A 22679-nucleotide genomic window follows, 5' to 3' on the forward strand; every position below is an offset into this window, starting at 1 on the left:
TCTAGACGCGCACGCCAGGAATGGCGCGACGCCGACCTTCGGGGATACTGTCACCGCACCCGATTACTTCGGCTTCATGAACTTCAGTGTCATTCGGTCGCTCTCGCCAATGGCAGCGTATCGCGCGCGATCGTGATCACCGTCCGCGAAGCCCGGCGGCAGTGTCACACACCCCTTGGGGTAGTCGTGCGTATCCTTGGGATTGGAATTGATCGCGCTCTCGCCGGCGAGTCTGAAGCCGGCTTTGGTCGCATAGGCGAGGACGGACGAACGCTTCATGTAACCGCTGCGCGCCTCCTCGATCGTACCGGACGCCTCGGGCAAGTGATGCTCGACGACGCCCAGCGTGCCGCCCGGTTTCAGCATTGCGAACATCTGATCGAAGGCCGCTTGCGTCCGGTCGGTCGCACCGAAGCGCCAATTATGGACGTTGCGGAAGGTCAGGACGACGTCCGCGCTGCCCGCTGGCACCGAGGTCGCGCCCGGTCCGGCCGGGAATGTCGCAAATCTCACGGAGCCGTACGCAGACGGCGCTGCGGACTGTTTGGCCTTGACGGCAGCAAGCCCTTTGTCGTCCGGCCCGGCCGCATACAGCGTCCCATGCCCTGCCAAATACGGACCGAGGATTTCCGTGTACCACCCCCCGCTCGGCCAAATTTCGACCACGGTGTCCGTGGGTTTCACCCCGAAGAAGCGCAGCGTCTCGACAGGGTGGCGATAGCGATCGCGCGCAACGTTGGCAGGTGAGCGCGTTGACGCCTTTACCGCTGCCATCAGGGCAGGCGACGATGCCGGCCGAGCGGCAGCGACGGAGCCGGCGGTAAGCACCAAGGCGAGGAGGGCAGGGCCAGAACGCATAACGTACCTTTCGCGAGGGAGGTGCAGTGTTACCCGATCACGGCGCGCAACAGAAGTCCGCTATCTGGTACCCTCAAGATGATACGCAGGCATTTCTCGCGTAGTGCGCGAGGGCGACAAGTGTGTTTAATCATAGCAATAGGCCATTACCAGGCTTCAAATAGTAATGCTTGAGCGGCCAAACGGGGCGGCTCGAAATGCACTCTGAATGACTAGTTATGGGTCGTCGTTGTCGATAGGGCGGCTGCCAGACTTCGATATGAAGCCATAACTGCCATGCAAAAAGACGTACGCCACGTCGTTGCCCCCGGATCGGGTAGTACAATCAGGTAGTACAATTTGGGCAAACGCCTGACCGATCGGCAGATTGCGCCTCGCGAATACCGCAAGGAGGACGGCGCCGCCAAACAGAGGCAACGTGAGACGGTCGTGGTCGCGCGAACGTGGCTGGAGGGCCGCCCGGGACGCTAACGGATCGTCGACAGCCGCGCGGCATCCTGCAACGGCGCAACGACGGGTCGACATCGCGTTCCAGCCGAGCCGGCGCATCCCGGCGAGCGCATCGTCGAACCCGTGGCGCGGCAGGAGTGCGGCAAGCGCGACGGCCATCCAGAACAGAACCCAGCCGAGGAAGCTTGGATCGTCGACCAAAACCATCGCCAATCCGGCAGCGGCAATCAGCGCCAGTCGCGCCGATCCATCATGCCAGATCGCCCGTCGCGTCAGCAACAGGGCGGTGATCCAGGCGAACGCGAACCCACCCACAACCGCGCCGTTGCCGTCGTCGATCAATATCTCCGCCAGGACGATCAGCGCCAAGGCAGCGCCGATCTTGGCCATCAGTCTTCCATTGCGGTTCATCTTCGCACTCCCCGATTGTCGAGGATCGGCTTTGCCGCGGTCCCGTGAGCGTCGGATCGCGAGGTCCGTGTGCGGTCCGTTCGCTTGTCGTGCAGATCCTGTGCAGAGGATGAATCCAAACCCGGTCGGTTTCCCTCAACCTGCGTTGCGAATGCCTCGGCGCGAGGGTAGCCTCGCTCCGGGGAGTATCGACACATGGCGTGCAAAGACCGGATCGGCCGGCGTTTCGTAACGAAGCGTTGTCGTCTGTCCGTTACCCGTTCGCCGATGCAGAACCAGAGTTCTCACCAGCGCTACGGCCGATGTTAGCGATCTTCCTGACGCCCGCCTACGCGCCGTTCGCGATCGCGTTCGTCATTATGATCGGAATCGGGCTGATCGAGGCGATCGGCCTTGGGCTCGGGCATCTCGATCTCCACGCAGACGTTCATGCCGAAGCGGATGGCGGTGGCGTGCTCGACTGGCTCGGGCTTGGCCACGAACTGCCGATCCTGATCTGGCTCACCTCTTTGCTCGGCTGCTTCACGCTTTCAGGGATTGCCATTCAGCAGGGCGCGACCGCGCTGGCCGGCGCCCCGCTGCACTGGGGCCTCGCCTCGGGCGGCGCATTAATCGCCGGCGGCCTGCTCAACACGCTAGCCGCCAACGGCCTCGCCCGGATCATGCCCGGCTTCGAGACCAGCGTGATCTCGACCGACGATTTCCTGCGCCGCCGCGGCACGATCCCTCGAAGGCACCGCCCGCCGCGGATCGCCCGCCCGCGCGAAGATCGTCGACCAGCACGGCCAAGCGCATTTCATTATGGTCGAGCCGCATGACGAGGCCGGCGCCATCGCCGCCGGCGAGACCGCGCTGATCGTCCGCCGCGACGGCAAACTCTTCTACGCACTGCCCGAAGCCAACGCGCTTCTGCGGTCGATCTAACCAACGCATAACCGGGGAGGGTTTCATGCCCGCACAGCTTCTGAACGTCCTGATCTACGCCGGCATCGTCCTGTTCGCCTTGGTAGTGATCGGCATCATCCTGACCCGGCTCTACCGCCGCGCGACCAAGGACGTTGCCCTGATCCGCACCGGCTTCGGCGGTGAGAAGGTCGTGCTCAACGGCGGCATCATGGTGATCCCGGTGCTCCACGAACTGATGCAGGTCCGCCTGACGACCGTGAAGCTGGAGGTGTCGCGCCTCAACAAGGATGCGCTGATCACGCTCGACAAGCTGCGTGTCGACGTCGTCGGGCTGTTCCATATCAAGGTGAAGCCCGACGCGGAATCGATCGCCGCCGCCGCGCAGACGCTCGGCGATTCGGTCAACAGCCCCGACGCGGTGAAGTCGCTGCTGGACGGCAAGCTCGTCTCCGCACTTCGCTCGGTCGCCGCGACGATGACGATGGAGCACCTCCACGCCAACCGCGCCGACTTCATCCAGAAGGTGCAGGAGGCGCTGATGACCGATCTGGACATGAACGGCTTCCAGCTCGAGTCCGTCAGCATCACGCATTTCGACCAGACCGCGTTCGAGCACTTCAACGAGAACAACGCGTTCGATGCCGAGGGGCTGACCGTGCTCACGCGGACGATCGAGGAGCGCAAGAAGATCCGCAACGACATCGTCGCCACCAACCGCGTCGAGATCGAGCAGCGTAACCTCGACGCGAACAACCAGTCGCTCGAGATCGCGCAGGCCGCAGAGCAGGCGCGCCTGACGCAGGAGCAGACGCTGTCCGCCCGCCGCGCCGAACAGGCAACGGCCATTGCCACCGCCGAAGCCGAGCAGACCCGCCTCGCCGAGATCGCCCGCATCACCGCCGGCCAGGCGCAGACCGTCGCACAGACCGAAGCCGACAAGGTGATCCAGACCGCCACAATCGCGCGTGACGGTGCGATCCAGACCGCTACGATCGAGCGCGACCGCACCATCGAGATCGCGCGGATCACGACCGCTGTGCAGACTGCGCAGAAGTCCGAGGAGGAATCGACCGCCACCGCCGCCGCCAACGAAGCGCGCGCACTCGCCGTCCGGGCGGAGGAAAGCGTAGCCACCGCCAAGGCGACCGAGATCGCCAACCGCAACAAGAACGTCGCCGTGATCGCCGCCACCCAGCGCGCGCAGGAAGAGGCCGTTGGCATAACCGTCGCCGCAACCGCTGAGAAGGAGGCCGCCGAAGCGCGCGCGAGCGCCCTGCGCACCGAAGCGACTGCCGAAGCCGACGCCGAAAAGGCGCGTGCCGAAGGGCGCGAGGCGGCGTTCAAGGTCGATGCCGCAGGTCAGGCATCGCTCAACGAGGCGACCAACCTGCTGAGCGACGCGCAGACCGCGCTGCTGATCCGCCGCGCGATGCTTGAAGCCCTCCCCCGCGATCATCGCTGCGGCCAGCAAGCCGATGGAGAACATCGACAAGATCAGCATCCTCGATGCCCGAGGGCTACACGGTGACGGCGGTAGCGACGGCGCGTCCGGCGGCGGTCAGGGCAATCTCGCCGATGCCGCGGTGGCGGCCGCCATGCGCTACCGCGTCGGTGGCCCGCTGATCGATGGCCTGATGGCGGAACTGGGGATGACCGGCAGTTCGTTGAACGGCATGCTCGCCGGCAGCGGCGCTGACGCGACGCCTGCCCGAACCACCTCCACCGATGCTCACAAACATCCCGCTGCACTCAACGGCGGATCGGGTAACCCTCCGGCCTGATCGGGTAGGTGCGGTCGCAAGATCCTACGAAATCAATCTATGCGCCGCTAGGTTCGGCAATGGATCTTCAAGCATGAGAATTTGGGCGAGGCGGCATATCCCATTGGAACGCCATCCTCGCTAACCGCGGGATTAAGCTATCGTTCGCTTGCAACTACGGTCCACCGAGCGTCGATCACTCGACCCTATTGGGCTTCCCGACTAGGGGGCTACCGGTGGACAATGAGATCGTCGTGACGTGCTTAAAGGACGCTGCCGGCTGCCGGCGTTATCGATGTGTGGGACGTCGAAAACTTTGATGCCCACCTCTTCGACACGCCGGCCGTTCATAGCGAACTGCTAGTCGCAATCACCGCAGTGAAATGGTCTTCGGCGCTTGTCCGATCGCCACCTGCCGTCCTTCCAAGTGCACGGCGCCGGAAATATTCATTGGTGGAATGACCAAGGTCGACGTTCCAGTTGCTGCGTCTTGAGCGACATTGGTCTGCCTACCCTTTATCCTGGCAGTGCCGGCGCCGTCCCAATCATGGACGGTGATCGCAATGCTCTTCCACCATGGCTTGAAACCGCCCTCGGGCTTGGCGAAGTCGATCGACAGGCCGGTGGGGGGTGATCGTGCAGCGCACCGTCTGGCGGAAATAGCCACGGCGCGTGTACGCCAAGGTGCGGCCGTCGTCCTCGTAGAGCGTTCCCATGCAGTCTGCGCCGGGATAGACGTCGAGCCGTAGCGGGCCGTTCGGGGTTTCGCTCGTGCTCTGGACCAAGGGCTGGCGGGGCAGGATGGTGCCGGCGCGGACGAACACGGGCAGGCGATCGAGGCGCGGTGTTTCTGTCACGCGGTCGCCGAGCGTGCGCGCGGTCGGCACGGCTTGCGTCGCCGACTGGATCGGGCCGGCGGCCGCTGGTTCGGGCGTGCCGACGCGCTGGCCGGTCCAATAGTCGTACCAGCCACCTGCGGGGAGGCAGACGTCGTAGGTCTGCGGCGATTCCGGCTTGGGCGGCGGCGCGATCAGCAGCGACTTGCCTAGCGTGAACGCCATCGACTGGTCGCAGGATGCGGTCGCGGCGGCCGGGTAATCGTAGAACACCGGGCGCATGATCGGATCGCCGAACCGCGCGTTCTGGTCGGCCAGCGCGTAGAAATACGGCATCAGGCGATAGCGCTCCTCGATGAAGCGGCGACGAATCGCGAGATGGTCGGGGCCATCGACCCAGGGCTCGACGCGCGGGGTGCCGGTCGCCGAATGGTTGCGGAACACCGGCGTGAACGCACCGATCTCGGTCCAGCGCGTGAGCAGGTCGGGGCTCGGGCCACCCGCGAACCCGCTGACGTCGGCGGCGCTGTAGCCGAAGCCCGACAGGCCGAGGTTGATGATCTGCTGCACCGAAAGCTTCAGGTGATCCCAGGTCGCGCTGTTGTCGCCGGTCCAGGTGACCGCGTAACGCTGCCCGCCGGCATAGCTCGCCCGGGTCATCACGAACGGGCGCTCGTCGGGGCGCAGCTTGAGCAGGCCGTCATACGTGGCACGAGTGTTGAGCATGCCGTAGACGTTGTGCGCCTCGCGGTGATCGGTGATGCGCGCGGCGAAATCGTCGCTGTCGATGCGGTGGCGGGTGTCGAGCGGCATCGTCTTGGTCGGCGTCTCGAAGATCGCTGGCTCGTTCATGTCGTTCCAGAAGCCCGCGATCCCGGCGTCTAGGAAGCCCTTGTACTGCGTGCCCCACCACGCTCGCGCGGCGGTCTTGGTGAAGTCGGGGAATACAGACGGACCCGGCCAGACCGGCGCGACATAGGGGCTTCCATCCGCGTTCTTGATGAACGCGTCGGCCTTGATCCCGCTCTGGTAGGGCGCGTAGCCCTGCTCGACCGCGGCGATGTGGAGATCGGTGATCGCGACCAGCTTTATGCCATCCGCCTTCATCTCGGTGGCGAGCTTGGGGAGGTCGGGGAAGGTCTTGGCGTCGGTGGTGAAGGGGCGGTTGCGATCCTGATAGCCGATGTCGAGCCAGATGACGTCGGTCGGTACGCGATCGCTGCGCAGGCGCGCGGCGATCTGGCGGACCTCGTCGGCGCTGCCATAGCTGTAGCGCGACTGCTGATAGCCGAGCGCCCATTTCGGCGCGAGCGGGGCGTGGCCGGTCAAGTCGGCATAGCGCCGCGTGACCTCCGCCATCGATGGTCCGGCGATGAAGTAATAGTCGATCGGGCCGTCTGGGCCGCCGAACGAAAGCGTCTCCGCATCGCGGTGGCCGAAGTCGAACCAGGTGCGATAGGTGTTGTCGAGCAGGATGCCGTAGCTGCCGCCCGCACCGCCGGTGCCGATGAAAAAAGGGGATCGACTTGTAGATCGGATCGTCCGCGCTGCTGAACCCGAACGCGTCGGTGTTCCAGTCGACGAAGCCATGGCCGCGGCGGTCGAGACCTTGGGTCTTGTCGCCGAGGCCGTAGAAATGCTCCGCGATCGGCAACGTCTTCGTGATCGTGAATGCCTTGCCGTCGGTCGCTACGGGGGCGGCGTCGGCGGAGATGATCTTGCCGTCGAGCGTCTCGAAGGTGATCGCGCCGCCGGCACCGATCCGTACGCGGACGCTGGCGGTGGTGAAGCCGTCGGGGGCTGCGTTCACCTTGGCAGTCTGCTTGCGGGTCGCCGCCGTCACCGCCCAGCTCGCATCCTCGGCGAACGCGCCGTTCTTGGCGACGCGCACGCGGACGAGGCCGTCGGTCATCGCGGTGATCCGCATGGTCGTCGCGCCCGCACGAACCTCGACGCCGTCATTGCGCGGGGTGAGCGTGGGGGGGGCGAGCGTGGTCGTCTGGGCCTGGACGGGTGCGCTGCAGATGGCGGCGGTGGCGGCGAGCAGGAGGGCGATGCGTTTCATACGTGATCCTTGTGGTCCGCGGCGGCGCGGAGGCGAGAGGCGTGCGACCCGAAATTCGATGCGCAACGGTTCAGGAAATCGTCGATCTTGGCCAAGTCGATGGAATCGATGTCGGCGCCGGGCTGGAGGAGCCGCGCGGCATTTGGAAAGGTGCCGTAGCCCGCGAACAGGCAGTGCCAGCTGGTCGCCGAATAATAGCGGCCGAGCCCGGCGCGATCGATCGCCGCGACCATGTCGGCGCCGGTGAACCAGGTGGACATCAGCATCTTGAGGTCGTGGGACAGGGCTTCGACCCCTCGCGCTTCCGCCCAATAGCCGGTCGGATCGTCGTGACGCTGGTTCAGCCGGTAGTGCGCGACGATGTAGTCGCGGACGCCGTCGTAGCGCGCTGCGATGCGCGTGTTGAACGCGGTGCGGACGGCGTCGGTCGCGCCGTCTTGGTCGACCATGTCGAGGAACGCTTCTACGGTGGCAATGACGAGGTGTAGTGCGGTCGCTTCGAGCGGTTCGAGGAAGCCTTGCGCGAGTCCGACCGCGAGCGCGTTGTGCGACCAGCTGTCGCGGACGCGGCCGACGCGCATCCTGAGATGGCGCGCTTCGCCGGCCTCGGCGCCGATGTGCGCGCGCAACTCCGCTTCGGCCTGTGCTTCGGTCAGGTGGCGGCTGGAATAGACATAGCCGTTGCCGTTTCGGCTGGTCAGCGGGATGTGCCACGCCCAGCCGGCCGACAACGCGGTCGCGCGGGTCTGGCTGGGGATCGGTGCGTCGGGGGCATGAGCGGTCGGCATCACTACCGCGCGGTCGTTGAACAGTGCGTCGGCGTAGCTGACGAACGGCACGTCCAGCGCACCGAAGATCGTGCTGCGAAATCCGCTGGCGTCGATGAAGAATTCGCCCGCAATACGCTCGCCATCGGTATCGATCAGTGCGGTGATGTCGCCGGTCGAGGCACGCTCGACGCTGGCGATACGGCGCTGGAGATGGAAGACGCTCAACGTCTCGGTCGCGTGCGCGGCGAGGAACGCGCTGACCTTGTACGCGTCGAAATGATAGCCGTAGCTGACCTCGAACGGGAAGTTCGCGGCGGGCTGCGGCGCGCGGTGTGCGGCGGCCAGGCGGGCGGGGGAGCAGGAACTGGTCGGGATGCGCGTCGACATTACGCCCGGTGCGGCGTGCCCGCGAGTTGTAGAAGAATTGCGGTGCGGTATGGCCGTCGAGCGCGGTGGGGAAGGAATGAAAATAGCGCTCATACCCCTCGCGGTCTGACCATCCCCTCAAAGCCGATCCCGAGCTTGTAGGTCGCGTCACACGCCGGCATCCACTCGGCTTCGGCGATGCCGAGCGTGTCGAAGAAATGCTTCAACTGCGGCGTCGATCCTTCGCCGACGCCGACGATGCCGATCTCCGGGCTTTCGACCAACGTCACGCGCATGCCGCGATCCCGCCAGCGATGCGCGATCAGGCACGCGGTCATCCACCCGGCCGTGCCGCCGCCGAGGATGACGATGTGCTGGCCGAGTCCGTCGATCACCGCTGCAGCACCAGCCCGGACAGCGGCGGCAGCGTCGCCGTGTCGGCGCCATCGGTCGCGAACAGATTATCGCCGTCGGTCGCGATGCCGGTCGGCCAATCGCGCGCGTCATCGCCGAGATTGAATACGCAGAGCAGCGTTTCGTTCTCGGACTCACGCTCGAAAGCGATCACCGCGTCGTCGCTGTGGACGATCCGCAAGCTACCCAACCGCAACGCCGGATGCGCTTTCCGCGCAGCGATCAGCGCCCGCGTCCAATGCAGCAGCGATGTGGCGTCCGCCTCCTGCGCGTCGACCGCGATCGCGCGGTGATCCCTCCCCGAACGGCAGCCAAGGCTCGGTGCTGCCGAACCCGAGATCGGGCGCCGCGCCGATCCACGGCATCGGCGTGCGTGCGCCGTCTCGCGACAAGGTGAGCGGCCAGTTCGCGATCGCTTCCGGGTCGAGCAGGTCGTCGAACGCGATGTCGACCTGCGTCAGGCCCAGCTCCTCGCCCTGGTACAGGAAGATGTTGCCGCGCAACGCGACGAGCAGCAGGATCTTCATCCGCGCGAACGCCTCGCGCTGGTCGGGCGTGGTCCAGCGCGACACCGCGCGCGGCGCGTCGTGGTTCTCGAACGCCCAGCTCGGCCAGCCGAGACCCGGCGTATCGGGCCAGTTGCCGACCGCATCGACGATCAGCTCGGGCGTGAGCCGGTCCGCGTACAGGAAGTCGAAGCCGTACGCGCTGTTGAGCCGGCCGTTGCCGCCGGTGAACAGCTTCATTTCGCGGTCGCTGTCGTCGCCGCCGACTTCGGCGACCGTGAACCCGGCGCCATATTCGTCGAGCAACGCGCGGATCCGTTCGATGAAGCCGACGATGTCCGGATGGCTCTGGTTATGCAGCTTCTGCTGGAAATCGAACGACCGTGTGCGTGCGCGATTGGTCGCGGGCGCGGGCGGATTGTCGGTCAGCGCCGGGTCGTGCATCGCGAAGTTGATCGCATCGAGGCGGAAGCCGTCGACGCCGCGATCGAGCCAGAACCGTGCGGTCGCGATCAGCTCGTCCTGCACCGCGGGGTTATGCCCGTTGAGTTGCGGCTGGTCCTTCAGGAAATTGTGCATGTAATATTGCCCGCGCCTGGCATCCCAGGTCCAGGCGGGGCCGCCGAACACCGACTGCCAGTTCGATGGCGGCGTGCCGTCGGGCTTGGCGTCGGCCCAGACATACCAGTCCGCCTTGTCGCCGCTGCGCGATGCGCGGCTCCGGCGGAACCAGTCATGCTCCTCCGAGGTGTGCGAATAGACCTGATCGATGATGATCTTCAGCCCCAGCGCATGCGCGCGCGCGATCAGCGCGTCAAAATCGTCGAGCGTGCCGAAAATCGGATCGACGTCGCGGTAGTCCGACACGTCGTAGCCGAAATCCTTCATCGGCGAGGTGAAGAACGGCGACAGCCACACCGCGTCGACGCCGAGGCTGGCGACATAGTCGAGGTGCGCGGTAATACCCGGCAGGTCGCCGATCCCGTCGTCGTTCGAGTCCGCGAAACTCCGTGGATAGATCTGGTAGATCGTCGCGCCCTTCCACCAAGGGAGGTCGGCGACGGCTTCAGGCAATCGTGCAGGCATCAACGAGTCTCCGCGGCGCAGACGGCATAGCCGAACGCGGGCAGGGTTATGGTGACACTGCCGGGGGGCGGCAGCGCGAGGAGCGCATGTGCCGGCGAGCGTAGCGAAGCGCGTCGAGCCGGTCTCGACCTGCACCGCCTGCGTGATCGGCTTGGCTGACGTGTTGAACGCAAGCAGGATTTCCGCACCCGTCGTCGGATCGAAGCGCGAAACGGCGAGCAGGCCCGGTGTCTCGCTGCGGCTGCGGATGACCGTCCGGCCGCGGGTTAGCGCGGGATATGAGACGCGCACCTTCGCCAGTTCGGCGATCTGGCGGAACAGCGGATTGGTCTCGCCGAAACTCTCGGTCGCGGTCGTCTTGGTCGTGCCGAGCAGCCGGTTATCGTTGTAGATCGCGACCTTCGACGCGAACATGTCCTCGCGCGCATCCTGGTCGTTGCCGTCGCCGACGAAGCCCTGTTCGTCGCCCGAATAGATCGTCGGCACGCCGCGCAACGTCAGCAGCATCGCGTTCGACAGCAGGACTCGCCTCAGCACCTCCTCGTCGGATGCCTGCGGGAACGCCTTCCGTACGAACGTCGCGAAACGCCCGTCGTCGTGGTTGCCGGTAAAGGTCGGCAGGATCGCCGCGGTGTCGGCGCCCCTTCGCATACAGCACGTCGCCGTCGAACAGAGCCTCGAATGCATCGGTGCCACGTGTGCCGGCGACCGTCTCGACCACCGCCTGGCGGAACGCGAAGTCGAGCACCGCGGGTAGCTTGTCGATGATCGTGTGCTGCGCGAGCACCGCGGGGCGGACCTCGTGGTCGGAGACTTCGCCGAAGATGTGGAAGTTCGGGATGCCGTTCGACTTCGCCCGCGTCAGCATCGCGGGCACAAACTGTGCCCAGAATTCGGGGTTCACGTGGCGCGCGGTATCAATGCGGAAGCCGTCTACCTTGAACCGGTCGATCCACGATCCGAAGATGTCGATCATGCCCGACACGACGCGCGGGTTTTCGGTCATCACGTCGTCGAGACCCGAGAAGTCGCCCATCGTCGAGCTCTCGTTCATGAAAGTCGTGTCGCCGCGATTATGGTAATAGATCGGGTCGTTGAGCCACGCCGGCACCTTCACATTGCGCTCGGCGGCGGGCACGTAAGGAGTGTAAGCATAGGTCGTGTCGGTCAGCCTGGCGAAGTTCGCCGCGGTCTGCACGCCGTCGCCGACGAACCCCGGATTGATCGCCTTGCCGCCGACGCCGCCCTTGCGCTGGTACGGATACGTCGCGCGGTCGCGGTACGGGCAGGGCATGCCGACCGCGCATTCGCGGTACTGGATCACGTCGGCGGTATGGTTGATGATGATGTCCATATACACCTTCATCCCGCGCTTGTGGGCGGCGTCGACGAAGGCGGTCATGTCGGCGTTGGTGCCGAGATGCGGGTCGACCTGCGTGAAGTCGGTGATCCAATAGCCGTGATAGCCAGCGGACTCGTGGCCCGGCGAACCCTGCACCGCCTTGTTCTTGAAGATCGGCCCAAGCCAGATCGCGGTCGCGCCGAGATGCTGGATATAGTCGAGCCGCTTGGTCAGGCCCTTGAGGTCGCCGCCGTGATAGAAGCCCTTCGCGGTCGGATCATAACCGGTCTTCAGCCGATCGCCGGCGATCCCGCCGCGATCGTTGCTCGGATCGGCATTCTCGAACCGGTCGGGCAGGACGAAATAGATCACCTCGTCCTGCGGCGCGCGCGCGCGGTAGTCGGCGGGCGGCACGGCGGCCGCGCCGGACAGCGCGAGCAAGATGGCGGCGGAAATGCTCATGCGCCGAGCCCTGCCGGTGACGCGCAATGCTGCGCGACGAACGCCGCGTGATCCTGCATCTGGCCTGCTTCGCGCGCGTTCAGCTTGTCGATCGTGTCCATGAATTCCCCCAGGTCGCTCGTCGATATCGCGTCCGCCAATGGATGGTGGCCCGTCGGCATGATGCCTTGTCCCGCCAACACCTGAAGCCAGCCGACTTCGGTGAACAGCTCCTCATGCTCGCGGACGATGTGTCCGTTGCCGCGCCACAGGTCGATCTTCGCGGCGAGCGTATCGGGCACCGCCATGTCGCGGCACTGGCGCCAGAACGGGGTGTCGTCGCGCGCCGTCGCCTTGTAGTGGAGGATGATGAAGTCGCGGATGCGTTCGTATTCGAAGTCGCTCTGCCGGTTGAACTCGGTGCGGTCGGCGTCGGCGATGACGCGGCCCGGCAGCAGCTTGAGCAACCGCGAGATCGCCGACTGGATGAGATAGATGCTGGTCGATCTCGAGCGGTTCCATAAACCCCGCGGCGAGCCCGAGCGCGACGACGTTGCGGTTCCACATCCGCTTGCGGCGACCCGTGCGGAACGCGATCGTCCGCGGATCGGCCATCGCCGGAGTGTCCAGCCCGGCGAGCAACGTCGCGGTCGCCTCGTCCTCGCTCATGTGCGCGCTGGAGAAGACGACCCCGTTACCGGTCCGGTGCTGCAACGGGATCCGCCACTGCCAGCCGGCGGCATGCGCGGTCGATCGCGTGTACGGCGTGAACTTTTCGCTCCGTGCCGATGGCACCGCGATGGCACGGTCGCACGGCAGCCAGTGCGTCCAGTCCTCGTACCCGGTGCCGAGCGCCTCCTCGATCAGCAGCCCGCGAAAGCCGGTGCAGTCGATATACAGGTCGGCGGCGACGGTCGTGCCGTTCTCCAGCACGAGGCCGGAGACGTCGCCGCTTTCGCCGTCGCGCGTGACCTGGACGATCTTGCCCTCGATCCGGTTGACGCCGCGTGTTTCCGAGTAGCGTCGCAGGTACCGCGCATAGAGTCCGGCATCGAAATGGTAGGCGTACGGCATCGACGGCAGTGTCCGCGCGGTGCGGGCAGGGCCGCGCTGCATCCGCTCGGCAAGCGCCGCATGCGTGTTGAGCGAATAGGCGCCGAGATCGCCGGCCAGCCCGAGCGACCGCGCGCGCAGCCAATATTGGTGAAACGGCAGCAAGCCGACATCGCGACCGACATCGCCGAACGCATGCATGTAGCGATGGCCCGGCTTGAACCAGTCGACGAACTCGATGCCGAGCTTGAGCGTGCCCCCGGTCGCGCGGAGGAACGCGTCCTCGTCGAGCCCGAGCGCGTCGTTGAACAGATGGATCTGCGGGATCGTCGCCTCGCCGACCCCGACCGTGCCGATCGCATCGGACTCGATCAGGTCGATCTCGTATCCCGTCTCCAGGAACCGCGCGAAGGTCGCCGCCGCCATCCAGCCGGCGGTGCCGCCACCGGCGATCACGATACGCAAAGGGTGATTGGCCATCGTCCGCGTCCCCGCTTCGAAACCGTCAGGTGCCGCCATCGGGGCAAATGCGGGGCGGCGTCAACCGCCCCGCCATCGACATCAGAACTTGTACGTAATGCCGACATAATAGTCGCGGCCATAGCGCTGGTAGTCGATCACCTGGCGCGGATCGTCGTTCTGGTAGGTCACGAACGGCCGGTCTGTCAGGTTCTTCGCCTGTGCCAGGATGGCGAAGTTCGCGAGCGGACCGCTCTGGAACTCATACCCGATCTGCGCATCCAGGATGCCCTCGGATCGCGCGGTGCGATAGGTCGGGTTGGCGGACAGGCCGGCGACCTCGGCGAGGAAGCTGGAGCGGTAGCGATAGTTCGCGCGCGCCTGGAAGCCCCATTTCTCGAAGTAGATCGTGCCGCTGCCGGTCCACTTGGACAGGCCGGGCAGGGTGATCGCCTCGGTTGGGTTGCTGCCGTACTTGATCGTCGACTGCGTGTAGTTGCCGCTTGCGAAGATGCCGAAGCCGTCGAGCGCCGACGTGATCGCCTTGAACGGCAGCGACACCGTGCCCTCGACGCCGAGCACTTCGCCGCGACCGGTGTTGGCGGGCGACGACACGTTGCCGATCGTCTGTCCGGCGGCGATCACCTGCGCCTGCTGCGCCGCGGTCAGCGCCGGCAGCAACGCCGAGAAGTCGTAGGGCAGCGAGTTGTTCGGGTCGACGAAGTCGGTGAGGTGCTTGAAATACCCCGACAGCGCGACATAGCCGCCACCGTTGAAATACTTCTCGAACGACAGATCGATGTTGGTCGACTGGTACGGCTTCAGATTGACGTTGCCACCCGTCGACGTGAACACCGGGAACAGCCCGGCGGGCGTCTGGCCGATGTTGGTCAGGTTGATCGCCACGTCCTGCGTCACGCGTTCCTGGTCGAGACGCGGACGGACCATCGTCTGCGACGCGCCGACCTTGACGAAGCCCAGAGGGATCAGTTCGACCGACATCGTCGCCGAGGGCAGGAAGTTGGTGTATTTCAGCGACTGCTTCACGGGTGCGATCGTCACCGCGCCGCCGACGACGCTGGCGATCTGGCCGGTCGAGCTCTGGTCGGAATGCGCCACCTGCGCACCGATCGAGCCCTTGAGCGGCTTGTCGCCGACCAGGCCGTCGATCGTGACCTTGGCATAGCCGGTCCAGACCTTCTCAAGCACGATATTGTCGCGCACCAGCGCGGACGGACGGCCATCGAACGCCGCGTTGAGCGAATTATTATAGAGATACAGCGGATCGAGCGTCAGCATCTGCGGGATGCCGAGATAATCGAGCGCCACGTTCTTGCCGAGCAGCGCCTCGGTGGGAACGTTGCCGCTCAACGGCGAACCGCTCGCCACGGTGCAGTTGGTGCCGCCGCCGGTCGGGCACAGGAAATAGGACGTGTACGCGCTGGTCTTCTTGCGCTGGCTGTAGTTGCCGCCGGCTTCCCAGCCCTTGACGACGCTGTCGGAGAACTCGCCGTTGAGGCTCGCGCGGAGCGACTTCAGATCGTCCTTGAAGCTCGGCCGGTTGAGGAAGCCCGATTGGACGACCTGCTGCGTGCCGTTGTTGCCCCACCCTTGCGGGTCGGTCAGCTTGAAGATGTTGGTGTTGGTGTAGTCGAGCGTCGGCGAGAAGGTGTACGTGCCGTTGCCGTTCTGCTTGACGGTGACGGTGTCCGCCGCGCCGCTCTTGGCGAAGCCGGTGCCGGTGTTGGTCTCGAGCAGGAAGTCGGTGCGCTTCGCGCGGCTCCAGCTCGCATCGACGTTGAGGTGAACCGACTCGGTCAACTTGAGGTCGTTGTTCCAGCCGAGCGAGAAATTGTCCGCCTTGCGCTGGTTATAGTCGTTGCGCTGCACCGCGAAGACGTTGCCGAACGTCGCGCCGGTCGCGAAGCCGTCGGCAACGGTCACCCCGGTAGCGGTCGTGCCGCCAGGCGAGGTCGGTGTCGTCAACTGACCAGCCAGCGGGAATTCGATGCCGCGCAGGATCTGCGTTTCCTCGAAGTGCGAATACAGCGCATCGAACGTCGAATGGAAGCTGTCGGACGGCTGCCACTCGATCGTCGCGACGCCGCCGTACCGCTTCAGTTCGTTCGACTGGACATACGGCTTGGCGCCGTTGAGCAGGAACGGGCTGGCTGCGGTGCCGGCGCCGCTATAGCCCCACGCGTTGTAGCGCTCGTCCTGCGACGGCGTCTGCGTCGCCGACACGCCGATCGCGATGCCGAGCGTGTCGTTGGCGAACTTGTCGACATAGGTCGCCGACGCACGATAGCCGTAGCGATCGCCATCCGGGTTCAGCTTGTCGATGCCGTTCATCTGCGCGCGGGCGCTGACTGCGATGATGCGGTGCGCCTGGTCGAGCGGACGCAGCATGCGCAGGTCGACCGTACCGGCGACGCCGGCGGCGATCAGCGACGCGTCGGCCGACTTGTAGACGTTGACGGTCTTGAAGAACTCGGACGGATACTGGTCGAACTCGACGCCGCGGTTGTCGCCGGTCGTCACCTGTTCGCGGCCGTTGAGCAATGTGGTCGAGAAATCTGGGCCGAGGCCGCGGATCGACAGGCGCTGGTCGCGGCCTTCGAGACGCTGCGCGGTCACGCCAGGCAGGCGGGCGAGCGAGTCCGCGATCGACACGTCCGGCAGCTTGCCGACGTCTTCAGCGGAGATCGAGTCGACGATCAGGACCGACTGGCGCTTGATCTTGGCGGAGGATTCCAGGCCGGCGCGGATACCGGTGACGACGATCTCGTCACCGCCAGCGGCATCTTCCTGCGGTGCAGGCGGCACGGCATCGGCGGGCTGCGGCGTTGGTGCGGCGACGGTCGGCACCGCGTCGATCTGCGCGGGTGCGGTCGGATTGGCATTCGCGGTACCGGGCTTCGCTTGCGCGAACGCAGCCTGACCCGGCAGCATCAGAGCAGCGGCGAGCGCGGTCGCGCTGACGTGCAGCGCGAGGCGGCCATGCGCGGAGATGCCGGACGCGACGCGCAGGCGGCACGGAATAGACTGGCTCATGAAATCCCCTTCAGGCGAGAATAATCCCGCGCATCCTCAATTGCTTGTTTTGGTATCCCCGACGTCGTGCTGACGCGTCGGGTGTCGCAACACGGCGATATTTCGGGTGGAGGCGTTGCAAAAGGGACGGGCATACGTATTCACTGTTTCATGCAAACCGTGTCTCTTCAGGACCACGCCCGCCCACAGTGGCGCCGGCAAGGGCGCTGACGATGGGTCGCCGGCCGACATCGTTCGACATCGCGCAACTCGCCGGCGTGTCGCAGCCGACGGTGTCGCGGGCGTTGCGCGGATCGAAGTCGGTCAACGCGCAGACCCGCCAGCGGATCGAGGCGATCGCGCGCAGCCTGCACTACGCGGTCGACAAGCACGCGTCGTCGCTGCGGAGCCAGTCGGCGAACACGCTGGCGCTGCTGTTCTTCGAGGAGCCGGCCGAGGACGAGTCGACGATCAACCCGTTCTTCCTATCGATGCTGGGCTCGATCACGCACGCCTGCGCCCGCGCCGGCTACGACCTGCTGATCTCGTTCCAGCAATTGTCGGGCGACTGGCACGTCGATTACCAGGACAGTCGCAAGGCCGACGGCATCATCCTGCTCGGCTACGGCGATTACGAAGCATACCGCGCGCGCCTCGATCACCTCACCGAACAGGGGACCAAGGTGGTTCGCTGGGGTGCGGTCGGTACCGGGCCGGCGGGAATTACGGTCGGTTCGGATAACCGCGGCGGTGGCGAGGCGGCGACCGCGCACCTGATCGCGCAGGGTAGGCGGCGGATCGCGTTCCTGGGCGCGGCGGACGGGCGGTATCCCGAACTTGAGGATCGGTACCGGGGATATCTCGACGCGCTGGCGGCTGCGGGGCTGACGGCGGACGGCGCATTGCAGGTCGATGCGATCACCACCGAAGATGCCGGACAGGACGCGATCGCCGAACTCTCGCGACGCGGCGCCAACTATGACGCGATCTTCGCGGCAAGCGACAGCATCGCGATCGGCGCGATGCGTGCGCTGGCGGCCGCGGGGCGATCGATCCCGGACGACGTCGCGATCGTCGGCTTCGACGATATCGCCTCTGCGCAACTCACCAACCCGCCGCTGACGACCGTGACGCAGGATGCGCGCCGGGCAGGGGAGGCGCTGGTACGGACGCTGCTGGCGAAACTGCGCGGCGAAGTGTCCGACGACTCGCCCTTGCCGACCCGACTGGTGATCCGGGCGAGCAGCGGAGCCTAGCGACGACAACCCTCTGCCGCGACGGGGTGGTAGCGCCACAGGCGACGGGCGGGGGGCGCGAAACAGCCGTGACGCCGACGATCACCACCTCCCCGGCGAAGGCCGGGGTCCAGTTGGGAAACGGCGCTGATAAAGACGGCGATCCCTTACTCAGTGCTCTCCGACTGGGCCCCGGCCTCCGCCGGGGAGGTGCGGGTGTAGGAATGAAGCGGACTCACTATCCCATCGCGCAGGCTTGGCTCAGTCGTCGAACAGGAACAGATTGAGCGTCAGCCGCCCGGCCAGCGGGTCCGAACTCAGCACCACCTCAGGCGGCAGATACGCACAGTGCAGCGTATTCCCCGCATAGATGAGCGCTCGGTCGAAGCGCGCCGGCTGGACCGCGATGCGTTCGTACAATGCCGTGTCGCCGGCGATGTAGGACGCCTCGGGCATGCCGTGCGCCTGCACGCCCGCTTCCAGTTCCGCCCCTGAATCGATCGAGGCGCGACGCATCGACGGTCTCGAACGCTGTCGATCGCTGGCGGTAGAACGCAGTGCCACCCTGTTCGCCGTGACCGAGGAATAGCAGCACGGCGATCCGCCCCCGCTCGACGCCGTCGAAATGTGGCAATCGCTGGATCGGCGCGAGATCGCCAGGCGCCGTGGTGACGAGTGAATAATAGGCCTCCGACACCGCCGGCGCCGGATCGAGCCCGAAATGCTCCGCCAACAATGGCGCGATCCGGCGTCGCATCGTCTCGGCGAGGCGCGGCGGCACCTCGGCGCGGACGCCGGGATAATGCGGGCCGATCGGCGCCATCCGCAAGCTCGCCGCATCCTCGCGCAGCGCGTCCGGGTCGGGCCAGAAATCGTCGATCACGATCAACGGGCGCTGCTCCTCGCCCTGGAGGTGAAGCGTGGTTTTCGGCGTTTGGGTCATACCGGCCTTCATGCCGCCGGGCGGCGCGGCGGGGCAAGGTATTCGTATGCATAGTTGTTTTGCCGGTCGCTTGAGGTCAAGCCGGTTCGTCAGATCGCCACGCAGACAAGTGGCGACCGATCAGGAGAGCCGCGTTTTGACCGAGAAACCAGTCCAGGGCTTTGCCGGCTTGTGGAACATCAGCTTCGGCTTTTTCGGCATCCAGATCGGCTTCGCGCTACAGAACGCCAATATGAGCCGGATCTTTCAAACGCTCGGCGGATCGCTCGACGACCTTTCCTATCTGTGGGTCGCGGCGCCGCTGACCGGGTTGCTCGTCCAGCCGATCATCGGCCATTACAGCGATCGCACCTGGACTCGCTTCGGCCGTCGCCGCCCGTATTTCTTCGCCGGTGCCGTTCTCGCAGCACTCGCGCTGTTCGTGATGCCCGAGGCGAAGATGCTGTGGCTCGCCGCGCTGACGCTGTGGGTGCTGGACGCCTCGGTCAACGTGTCGATGGAGCCATTCCGCGCGTTCGTCGGCGACATGCTGCGCAAGGATCAACACACCGCCGGCTACGCGCTCCAGACCGCGTTCATCGGCGCCGGGGCAGTTGTCGGCTCGATCTTTCCGTTCGTGCTCGCGCATTTGGGCGTATCGGGCGATGCGCTGGCGGGCGTTCCCGACACCGTGCGCTACAGCTTCTGGTTCGGCGGCGCGGCACTGCTGCTCGCGGTCCTCTGGACGGTCGGCAACACGCGCGAATACAGCCCCGAACAGATGGCATCGTTCGCCGAGTCCGACCGCGATGAAGCACACAGCGCTCCGGTCCGCGCGCTTGCCAGCCGCGGCTTCGCGACCAGCATCGCCTGGATCGTCGCCGGGATCGCGGTCGTCGTCGCGGTGCCCGAACTGGCGTTGCAGAAGGAAGTGTACCTGCTCGGCGGCCTGCTCGTAGCCTATGGCGGCGCCAGCCTCGCGGCCATACTCCTCGCGCGTGGCGGCAATGGCGACAATGCGCTGAGCCAAATCGTCGGCGACTTCGCCGCGATGCTCCGCGTCATGAAGCGCCTCGCGCTCGTTCAGTTCTTCAGCTGGTCCGCGCTATTCATCATGTGGATCTTCACCACGCCCGTCGTCGCCCAGTACATGTACGGCTCAAGCGACGCGACGAGTGCCGCCTACAACGCGGGCAGCGATTGGGTCGGCGTGCTGTTCGCAGTCTACAACGCCGTCGCCGCTCTGGTCGCGTTACTGATACTGCCGCGCTTGGCCAGACGGATCGGCCGGGTCAAAACGCATATAGCCTGCCTGCTGTGCGGCGCCGCGGGATTTGCGAGCTTCCTCATGGTGCGCGATCCGACGATGCTGATCGTCAGCGAAGTCGGCGTCGGCATCGCCTGGGCGTCGATCCTCGCCATGCCCTACGCGATCCTCGCGTCGAGCCTGCCGCAAGCCAAGCTCGGTATCTACATGGGGTTGTTCAACATCTTCATTGTTCTTCCGCAGCTGCTGGTTGCTACGTTGATGGGATCGGTGCTGAAAGCGTTCTTCCCGACCGAACCGATCTGGACGATGGCGTTCGCCGCCATCGTGATGATCCCTCGCAGCCCTCGCGATGCTGCGCGTCCCCGAGATCCCCGATAAGTTCTCCTGATGCGAGAAGCAGCAAACCGGCGCTGGACGGCTAGAGATAGGGCCGCGCGATGTGGGCGACGTATGCGACGTCTTCGGTGCGCGCGTCGCTGGACATCGGCGATCTGTCTGGTGCGCTTGCCATCGCTGAGGACGAAACCTTAATCGGACTTTCTTAAGCGGCGATTTCTCAAGACCCGATGCGGCATGTGACAGCCTGGATCTTCAGAGTGCCCCGCTGATTACTCGGGGCTCGGATGGCACACAAGAGTCGCATGGCCGCCTTCGGCAGGTAACAATAAATAACTGCGCAGTCCGAGCTTTATCATTCGAGCAAGGTTAAGGACGTTTGCCCCCGTTTAATGAGGGTCGAAAGATGCGAACCCGAACATCCTTAGACCTGGGGTTTGTCGGTCTTCCGGTTTAATCGCCGTGTTCAAACCATTCATCAGTCCCATTCGCTTTGATTGCTCAGCTGGTCGGAACGGAAGGAACATTGCCCTCGAACCGTGTGTTGCCGGGGAGAGAATGGGTGAGGCTGAGATCGCCATTGTGCCCTCGGAAGATTTGCCGGGCCAGCGCCAGACCCACGCCCGTGCCCTCGGTCTTGGTAGTGAAGAAGGGGCGGAAGATGTCGACCCGGTTTGCGACGGGGATACCGGGGCCGGTGTCCGTCATCGTGAACTGCGTTTGGCCGACAAGGGCGGAGATGGTGAGCGTGACCTGCGCATCGAACGAGCCGTGCAACGCCTCGGCTGCGTTCTGCAACACCGCCCAGAGCGCCGCGGTCAATTGATCCGGGTCGGCCAGCAGATGGGCCGGTGCGTCCAGGAGGTCGGTCGTAAACGCGATCCCCGGCCATCTCGTCGTAAACAATGCCGCCAGATCGCTGACGAACCCGGCCAGAGGGATACGCTCCATCGAGGGGGCGGGCAGCTTCGCCAACGCACGGTAGCTTTCGCCGAACCGGTGCAGGCTGGCGGCGCGGCGCGCGACGGTCTCGACCGCGTCGCGTACCTTGGGCAGCATCGGGTCCGGATCGTCGAGCATCGCCACCGCGGTCTCGGCGAGCGAGGCGATCGGGGTGAGGGCGTTGACGATTTCGTGGCTCAGGACCTGGACGAGCTCGCGCAACGCGGCGGCCTCGGCGGCCTTCAGTTCGGCGTCGATGTCGATCAGCGCGCCGATCCGCGTCATCCGCCCTGCCAGCGCAAGGTCGCCGGTGGCCAGCGCGAAGCTCCGGATGTCGGTGTCATGCCCGATCTCGATCGTGGCGGTGCGGCCGGGGCGGGTGTCGGCGAGCGCTGTGACCAGCCCCTCGGGCGGATCGACGACCAGATCGCCTGCGCCGAGCAATCGCCGCGCGGCGCGGTTGACTGCGCGCAACCGGCCGTCTTCGAGCGCGACCAAGGGCGCAGGCGACAGATCGAGATAGGCGTTCAGACGGCGCCGTTCCTCCTCTCCGACGGACGCGGCCGGGATTGGTGGCGCCGGCATCGGCGAGCGCTGACCAGCGTCGACCAGGTCGAGTGCAGTGATCCAGATCGCGATCATCGCCGCGAGGAGCGCGGTGGCGTACAGACCGCGTGTGGCTGCAACCGCCCCACCGGCGCCGGCCGCAGCTATCGCCAGCGCGCGTACCACCGCGCGCGTCCGGTCAGAGGCCATAGCGCGCCATCCGGCGATAGAGCGCCGCGCGGGTCAGTCCGAGCTGTGCGGCGGCGCGGCTGACGTTGAAGGCGTGACGCTCGAGTGCCGCGGTGATCAGCGTTTCCTCGTTGCGCGCGAGCGACAGATCGGGGGGCGAGCGATAGCGGCTCGGCGGTGCCGGGTGAACGCAACACGTCGCCGATCGCGTAAGTCTCGCCATTGCCGAGCAGCACCGCGCGTTCCATCGTCTGGCGCAGGCCGCGGACGTTGTCGGGCCAGCGATCCGCCGCGATCGCCTGCACCGCGTCCGCATCGAGTGGTCCGAGGGGCTTGCCGTGGCGGTAGGCGAACAGCGCAAGGAAATGACGAGCGAGCAGCGCCGCATCGCCCGCGCGATCGACGAGCGGCGGGAGGTTGATTTCGATCGTTCCGACCCGGTCGAGCAGGTCTTCTCCGATTGCCCCCGAACGCGGGTGCGAT

General features: G+C 65.7%; 12 protein-coding genes and 8 pseudogenes. 5 read left to right on the forward strand and 15 right to left on the reverse strand.

The genetic code is table 11. The annotated features are described in order from the left end of the window. Positions 1-63 precede the first annotated feature (63 nt). Both NHF48_RS03745 and NHF48_RS03750 read right to left on the reverse strand, forming a co-directional pair. Positions 64-858: a class I SAM-dependent methyltransferase gene (locus NHF48_RS03745; RefSeq protein ID WP_253070293.1), complete on the reverse strand. Its 795-nt coding sequence runs from the start codon at positions 856-858 to the stop codon at positions 64-66. Positions 859-1074: 216 nt separating this feature from the next. Then, positions 1075-1650 (reverse strand): hypothetical protein, encoded by a 576-nt coding sequence (locus NHF48_RS03750; RefSeq protein WP_263816692.1) that lies wholly within the window; start codon positions 1648-1650, stop codon positions 1075-1077. A gap of 371 nt (positions 1651-2021) precedes the next feature. Here NHF48_RS03750 and NHF48_RS03755 point away from each other — a divergent pair, with 371 nt between their 5' ends. From NHF48_RS03755 to NHF48_RS03765, 3 genes and pseudogenes are all read left to right on the forward strand, one after another. Then, positions 2022-2537 carry an OB-fold-containig protein gene (locus tag NHF48_RS03755; protein ID WP_253070295.1) on the forward strand — a complete coding sequence of 172 codons (516 nt, stop codon included), beginning with the start codon at positions 2022-2024 and terminating at the stop codon, positions 2535-2537. Beyond that, a complete protein-coding gene (locus NHF48_RS03760; protein WP_253072328.1) occupies positions 2488-2643 on the forward strand; it encodes an OB-fold-containig protein in 156 nt (51 codons plus the stop codon). Before NHF48_RS03755 ends, NHF48_RS03760 begins: the two co-directional genes overlap by 50 nt. Positions 2644-2668: 25 nt before the next feature. Further along, a pseudogene (locus NHF48_RS03765) lies at positions 2669-4406 on the forward strand (flotillin family protein). Between the two features lie 524 nt (positions 4407-4930). On the opposite strand, the gene NHF48_RS03770 reads toward NHF48_RS03765, so the two are convergent. The 8 genes and pseudogenes from NHF48_RS03770 to NHF48_RS03805 all read right to left on the reverse strand — a co-directional run bounded on the left by NHF48_RS03770 (position 4931) and on the right by NHF48_RS03805 (position 16777). Further along, complete coding sequence (locus tag NHF48_RS03770) at positions 4931-6811, reverse strand: TIM-barrel domain-containing protein (protein ID WP_342454563.1); 1881 nt, start codon at positions 6809-6811, stop codon at positions 4931-4933. Further along, positions 6780-7286: pseudogene (locus NHF48_RS03775) on the reverse strand (alpha-glucosidase); the annotation flags it as partial. The gene NHF48_RS03770 and the pseudogene NHF48_RS03775, both read right to left, overlap by 32 nt. After that, a complete protein-coding gene (locus tag NHF48_RS03780) occupies positions 7283-8443 on the reverse strand; it encodes a tryptophan 7-halogenase (protein WP_253070297.1) in 1161 nt (386 codons plus the stop codon). The pseudogene NHF48_RS03775 and the gene NHF48_RS03780, both read right to left, overlap by 4 nt. A gap of 89 nt (positions 8444-8532) precedes the next feature. Next, positions 8533-8817, reverse strand: a complete 285-nt coding sequence (locus tag NHF48_RS03785) for a tryptophan 7-halogenase (protein WP_253070298.1) — start codon at positions 8815-8817, stop codon at positions 8533-8535. After that, positions 8814-10428, reverse strand: a pseudogene (locus NHF48_RS03790) (alpha-amylase family glycosyl hydrolase). The gene NHF48_RS03785 and the pseudogene NHF48_RS03790 overlap by 4 nt, the downstream one beginning before the upstream one ends. Continuing rightward, positions 10428-12232: pseudogene (locus NHF48_RS03795) on the reverse strand (alpha-amylase family glycosyl hydrolase). Before NHF48_RS03795 ends, NHF48_RS03790 begins: the two co-directional pseudogenes overlap by 1 nt. Then, positions 12229-13744: pseudogene (locus NHF48_RS03800) on the reverse strand (tryptophan halogenase family protein). Before NHF48_RS03800 ends, NHF48_RS03795 begins: the two co-directional pseudogenes overlap by 4 nt. Positions 13745-13825: 81 nt before the next feature. Then, positions 13826-16777, reverse strand: coding sequence for a TonB-dependent receptor (locus tag NHF48_RS03805; protein WP_253070299.1), 2952 nt, complete (start codon positions 16775-16777; stop codon positions 13826-13828). A gap of 212 nt (positions 16778-16989) precedes the next feature. On the opposite strand from NHF48_RS03805, the gene NHF48_RS03810 reads away from it, so the two are divergent. Further along, the gene (locus NHF48_RS03810; protein WP_253070300.1) at positions 16990-18012 is read left to right on the forward strand and encodes a LacI family DNA-binding transcriptional regulator; all 1023 of its coding nucleotides are present in this window, start codon (positions 16990-16992) and stop codon (positions 18010-18012) included. 240 nt (positions 18013-18252) lie between these two features. Here the strand turns inward: NHF48_RS03810 and NHF48_RS03815 are convergent, their stop codons facing one another. Next, positions 18253-18507: a DUF6445 family protein gene (locus NHF48_RS03815; RefSeq protein WP_342454564.1), complete on the reverse strand. Its 255-nt coding sequence runs from the start codon at positions 18505-18507 to the stop codon at positions 18253-18255. A gap of 34 nt (positions 18508-18541) precedes the next feature. Beyond that, positions 18542-18946 (reverse strand): annotated as a pseudogene (locus NHF48_RS03820) (DUF6445 family protein); the annotation flags it as partial. A gap of 97 nt (positions 18947-19043) precedes the next feature. Here NHF48_RS03820 and NHF48_RS03825 point away from each other — a divergent pair. Then, positions 19044-20571, forward strand: a pseudogene (locus NHF48_RS03825) (MFS transporter). A gap of 449 nt (positions 20572-21020) precedes the next feature. Here the strand turns inward: NHF48_RS03825 and NHF48_RS03830 are convergent. The 3 genes and pseudogenes from NHF48_RS03830 to NHF48_RS25740 form a co-directional block, all read right to left on the reverse strand. Then, positions 21021-22217, reverse strand: a complete 1197-nt coding sequence (locus NHF48_RS03830; protein ID WP_253070302.1) for a sensor histidine kinase — start codon at positions 22215-22217, stop codon at positions 21021-21023. Next, complete coding sequence (locus NHF48_RS25735; protein WP_446741196.1) at positions 22207-22512, reverse strand: helix-turn-helix domain-containing protein; 306 nt, start codon at positions 22510-22512, stop codon at positions 22207-22209. Before NHF48_RS25735 ends, NHF48_RS03830 begins: the two co-directional genes overlap by 11 nt. Then, positions 22457-22657, reverse strand: a pseudogene (locus NHF48_RS25740) (sigma-54-dependent transcriptional regulator); the annotation flags it as partial. The pseudogene NHF48_RS25740 and the gene NHF48_RS25735, both read right to left, overlap by 56 nt. Positions 22658-22679 lie beyond the last annotated feature (22 nt).

It is taken from the genome of Sphingomonas sp. H160509, from assembly GCF_024124765.2.
Classification (GTDB): Bacteria; Pseudomonadota; Alphaproteobacteria; order Sphingomonadales; family Sphingomonadaceae; genus Sphingomonas.

Bases quoted from the DNA above. Each gene is read 5' to 3' on its own strand.
- NHF48_RS03830 (WP_253070302.1), bottom strand. From the start codon at position 22,217: ATGGCCTCTGACCGGACGCGCGCGGTGGTACGCGCGCTGGCGATAGCT.
- NHF48_RS03805 (WP_253070299.1), bottom strand. From the start codon at position 16,777: ATGAGCCAGTCTATTCCGTGCCGCCTGCGCGTCGCGTCCGGCATCTCC.
- NHF48_RS03755 (WP_253070295.1), top strand. From the start codon at position 2,022: ATGTTAGCGATCTTCCTGACGCCCGCCTACGCGCCGTTCGCGATCGCG.
- NHF48_RS03745 (WP_253070293.1), bottom strand. From the start codon at position 858: ATGCGTTCTGGCCCTGCCCTCCTCGCCTTGGTGCTTACCGCCGGCTCC.
- NHF48_RS25735 (WP_446741196.1), bottom strand. From the start codon at position 22,512: ATGCGGACGCGGTGCAGGCGATCGCGGCGGATCGCTGGCCCGACAACG.
- NHF48_RS03780 (WP_253070297.1), bottom strand. From the start codon at position 8,443: ATGTCGACGCGCATCCCGACCAGTTCCTGCTCCCCCGCCCGCCTGGCC.
- NHF48_RS03815 (WP_342454564.1), bottom strand. From the start codon at position 18,507: ATGCGTCGCGCCTCGATCGATTCAGGGGCGGAACTGGAAGCGGGCGTG.
- NHF48_RS03770 (WP_342454563.1), bottom strand. From the start codon at position 6,811: ATGGCTTCGTCGACTGGAACACCGACGCGTTCGGGTTCAGCAGCGCGG.
- NHF48_RS03810 (WP_253070300.1), top strand. From the start codon at position 16,990: ATGGGTCGCCGGCCGACATCGTTCGACATCGCGCAACTCGCCGGCGTG.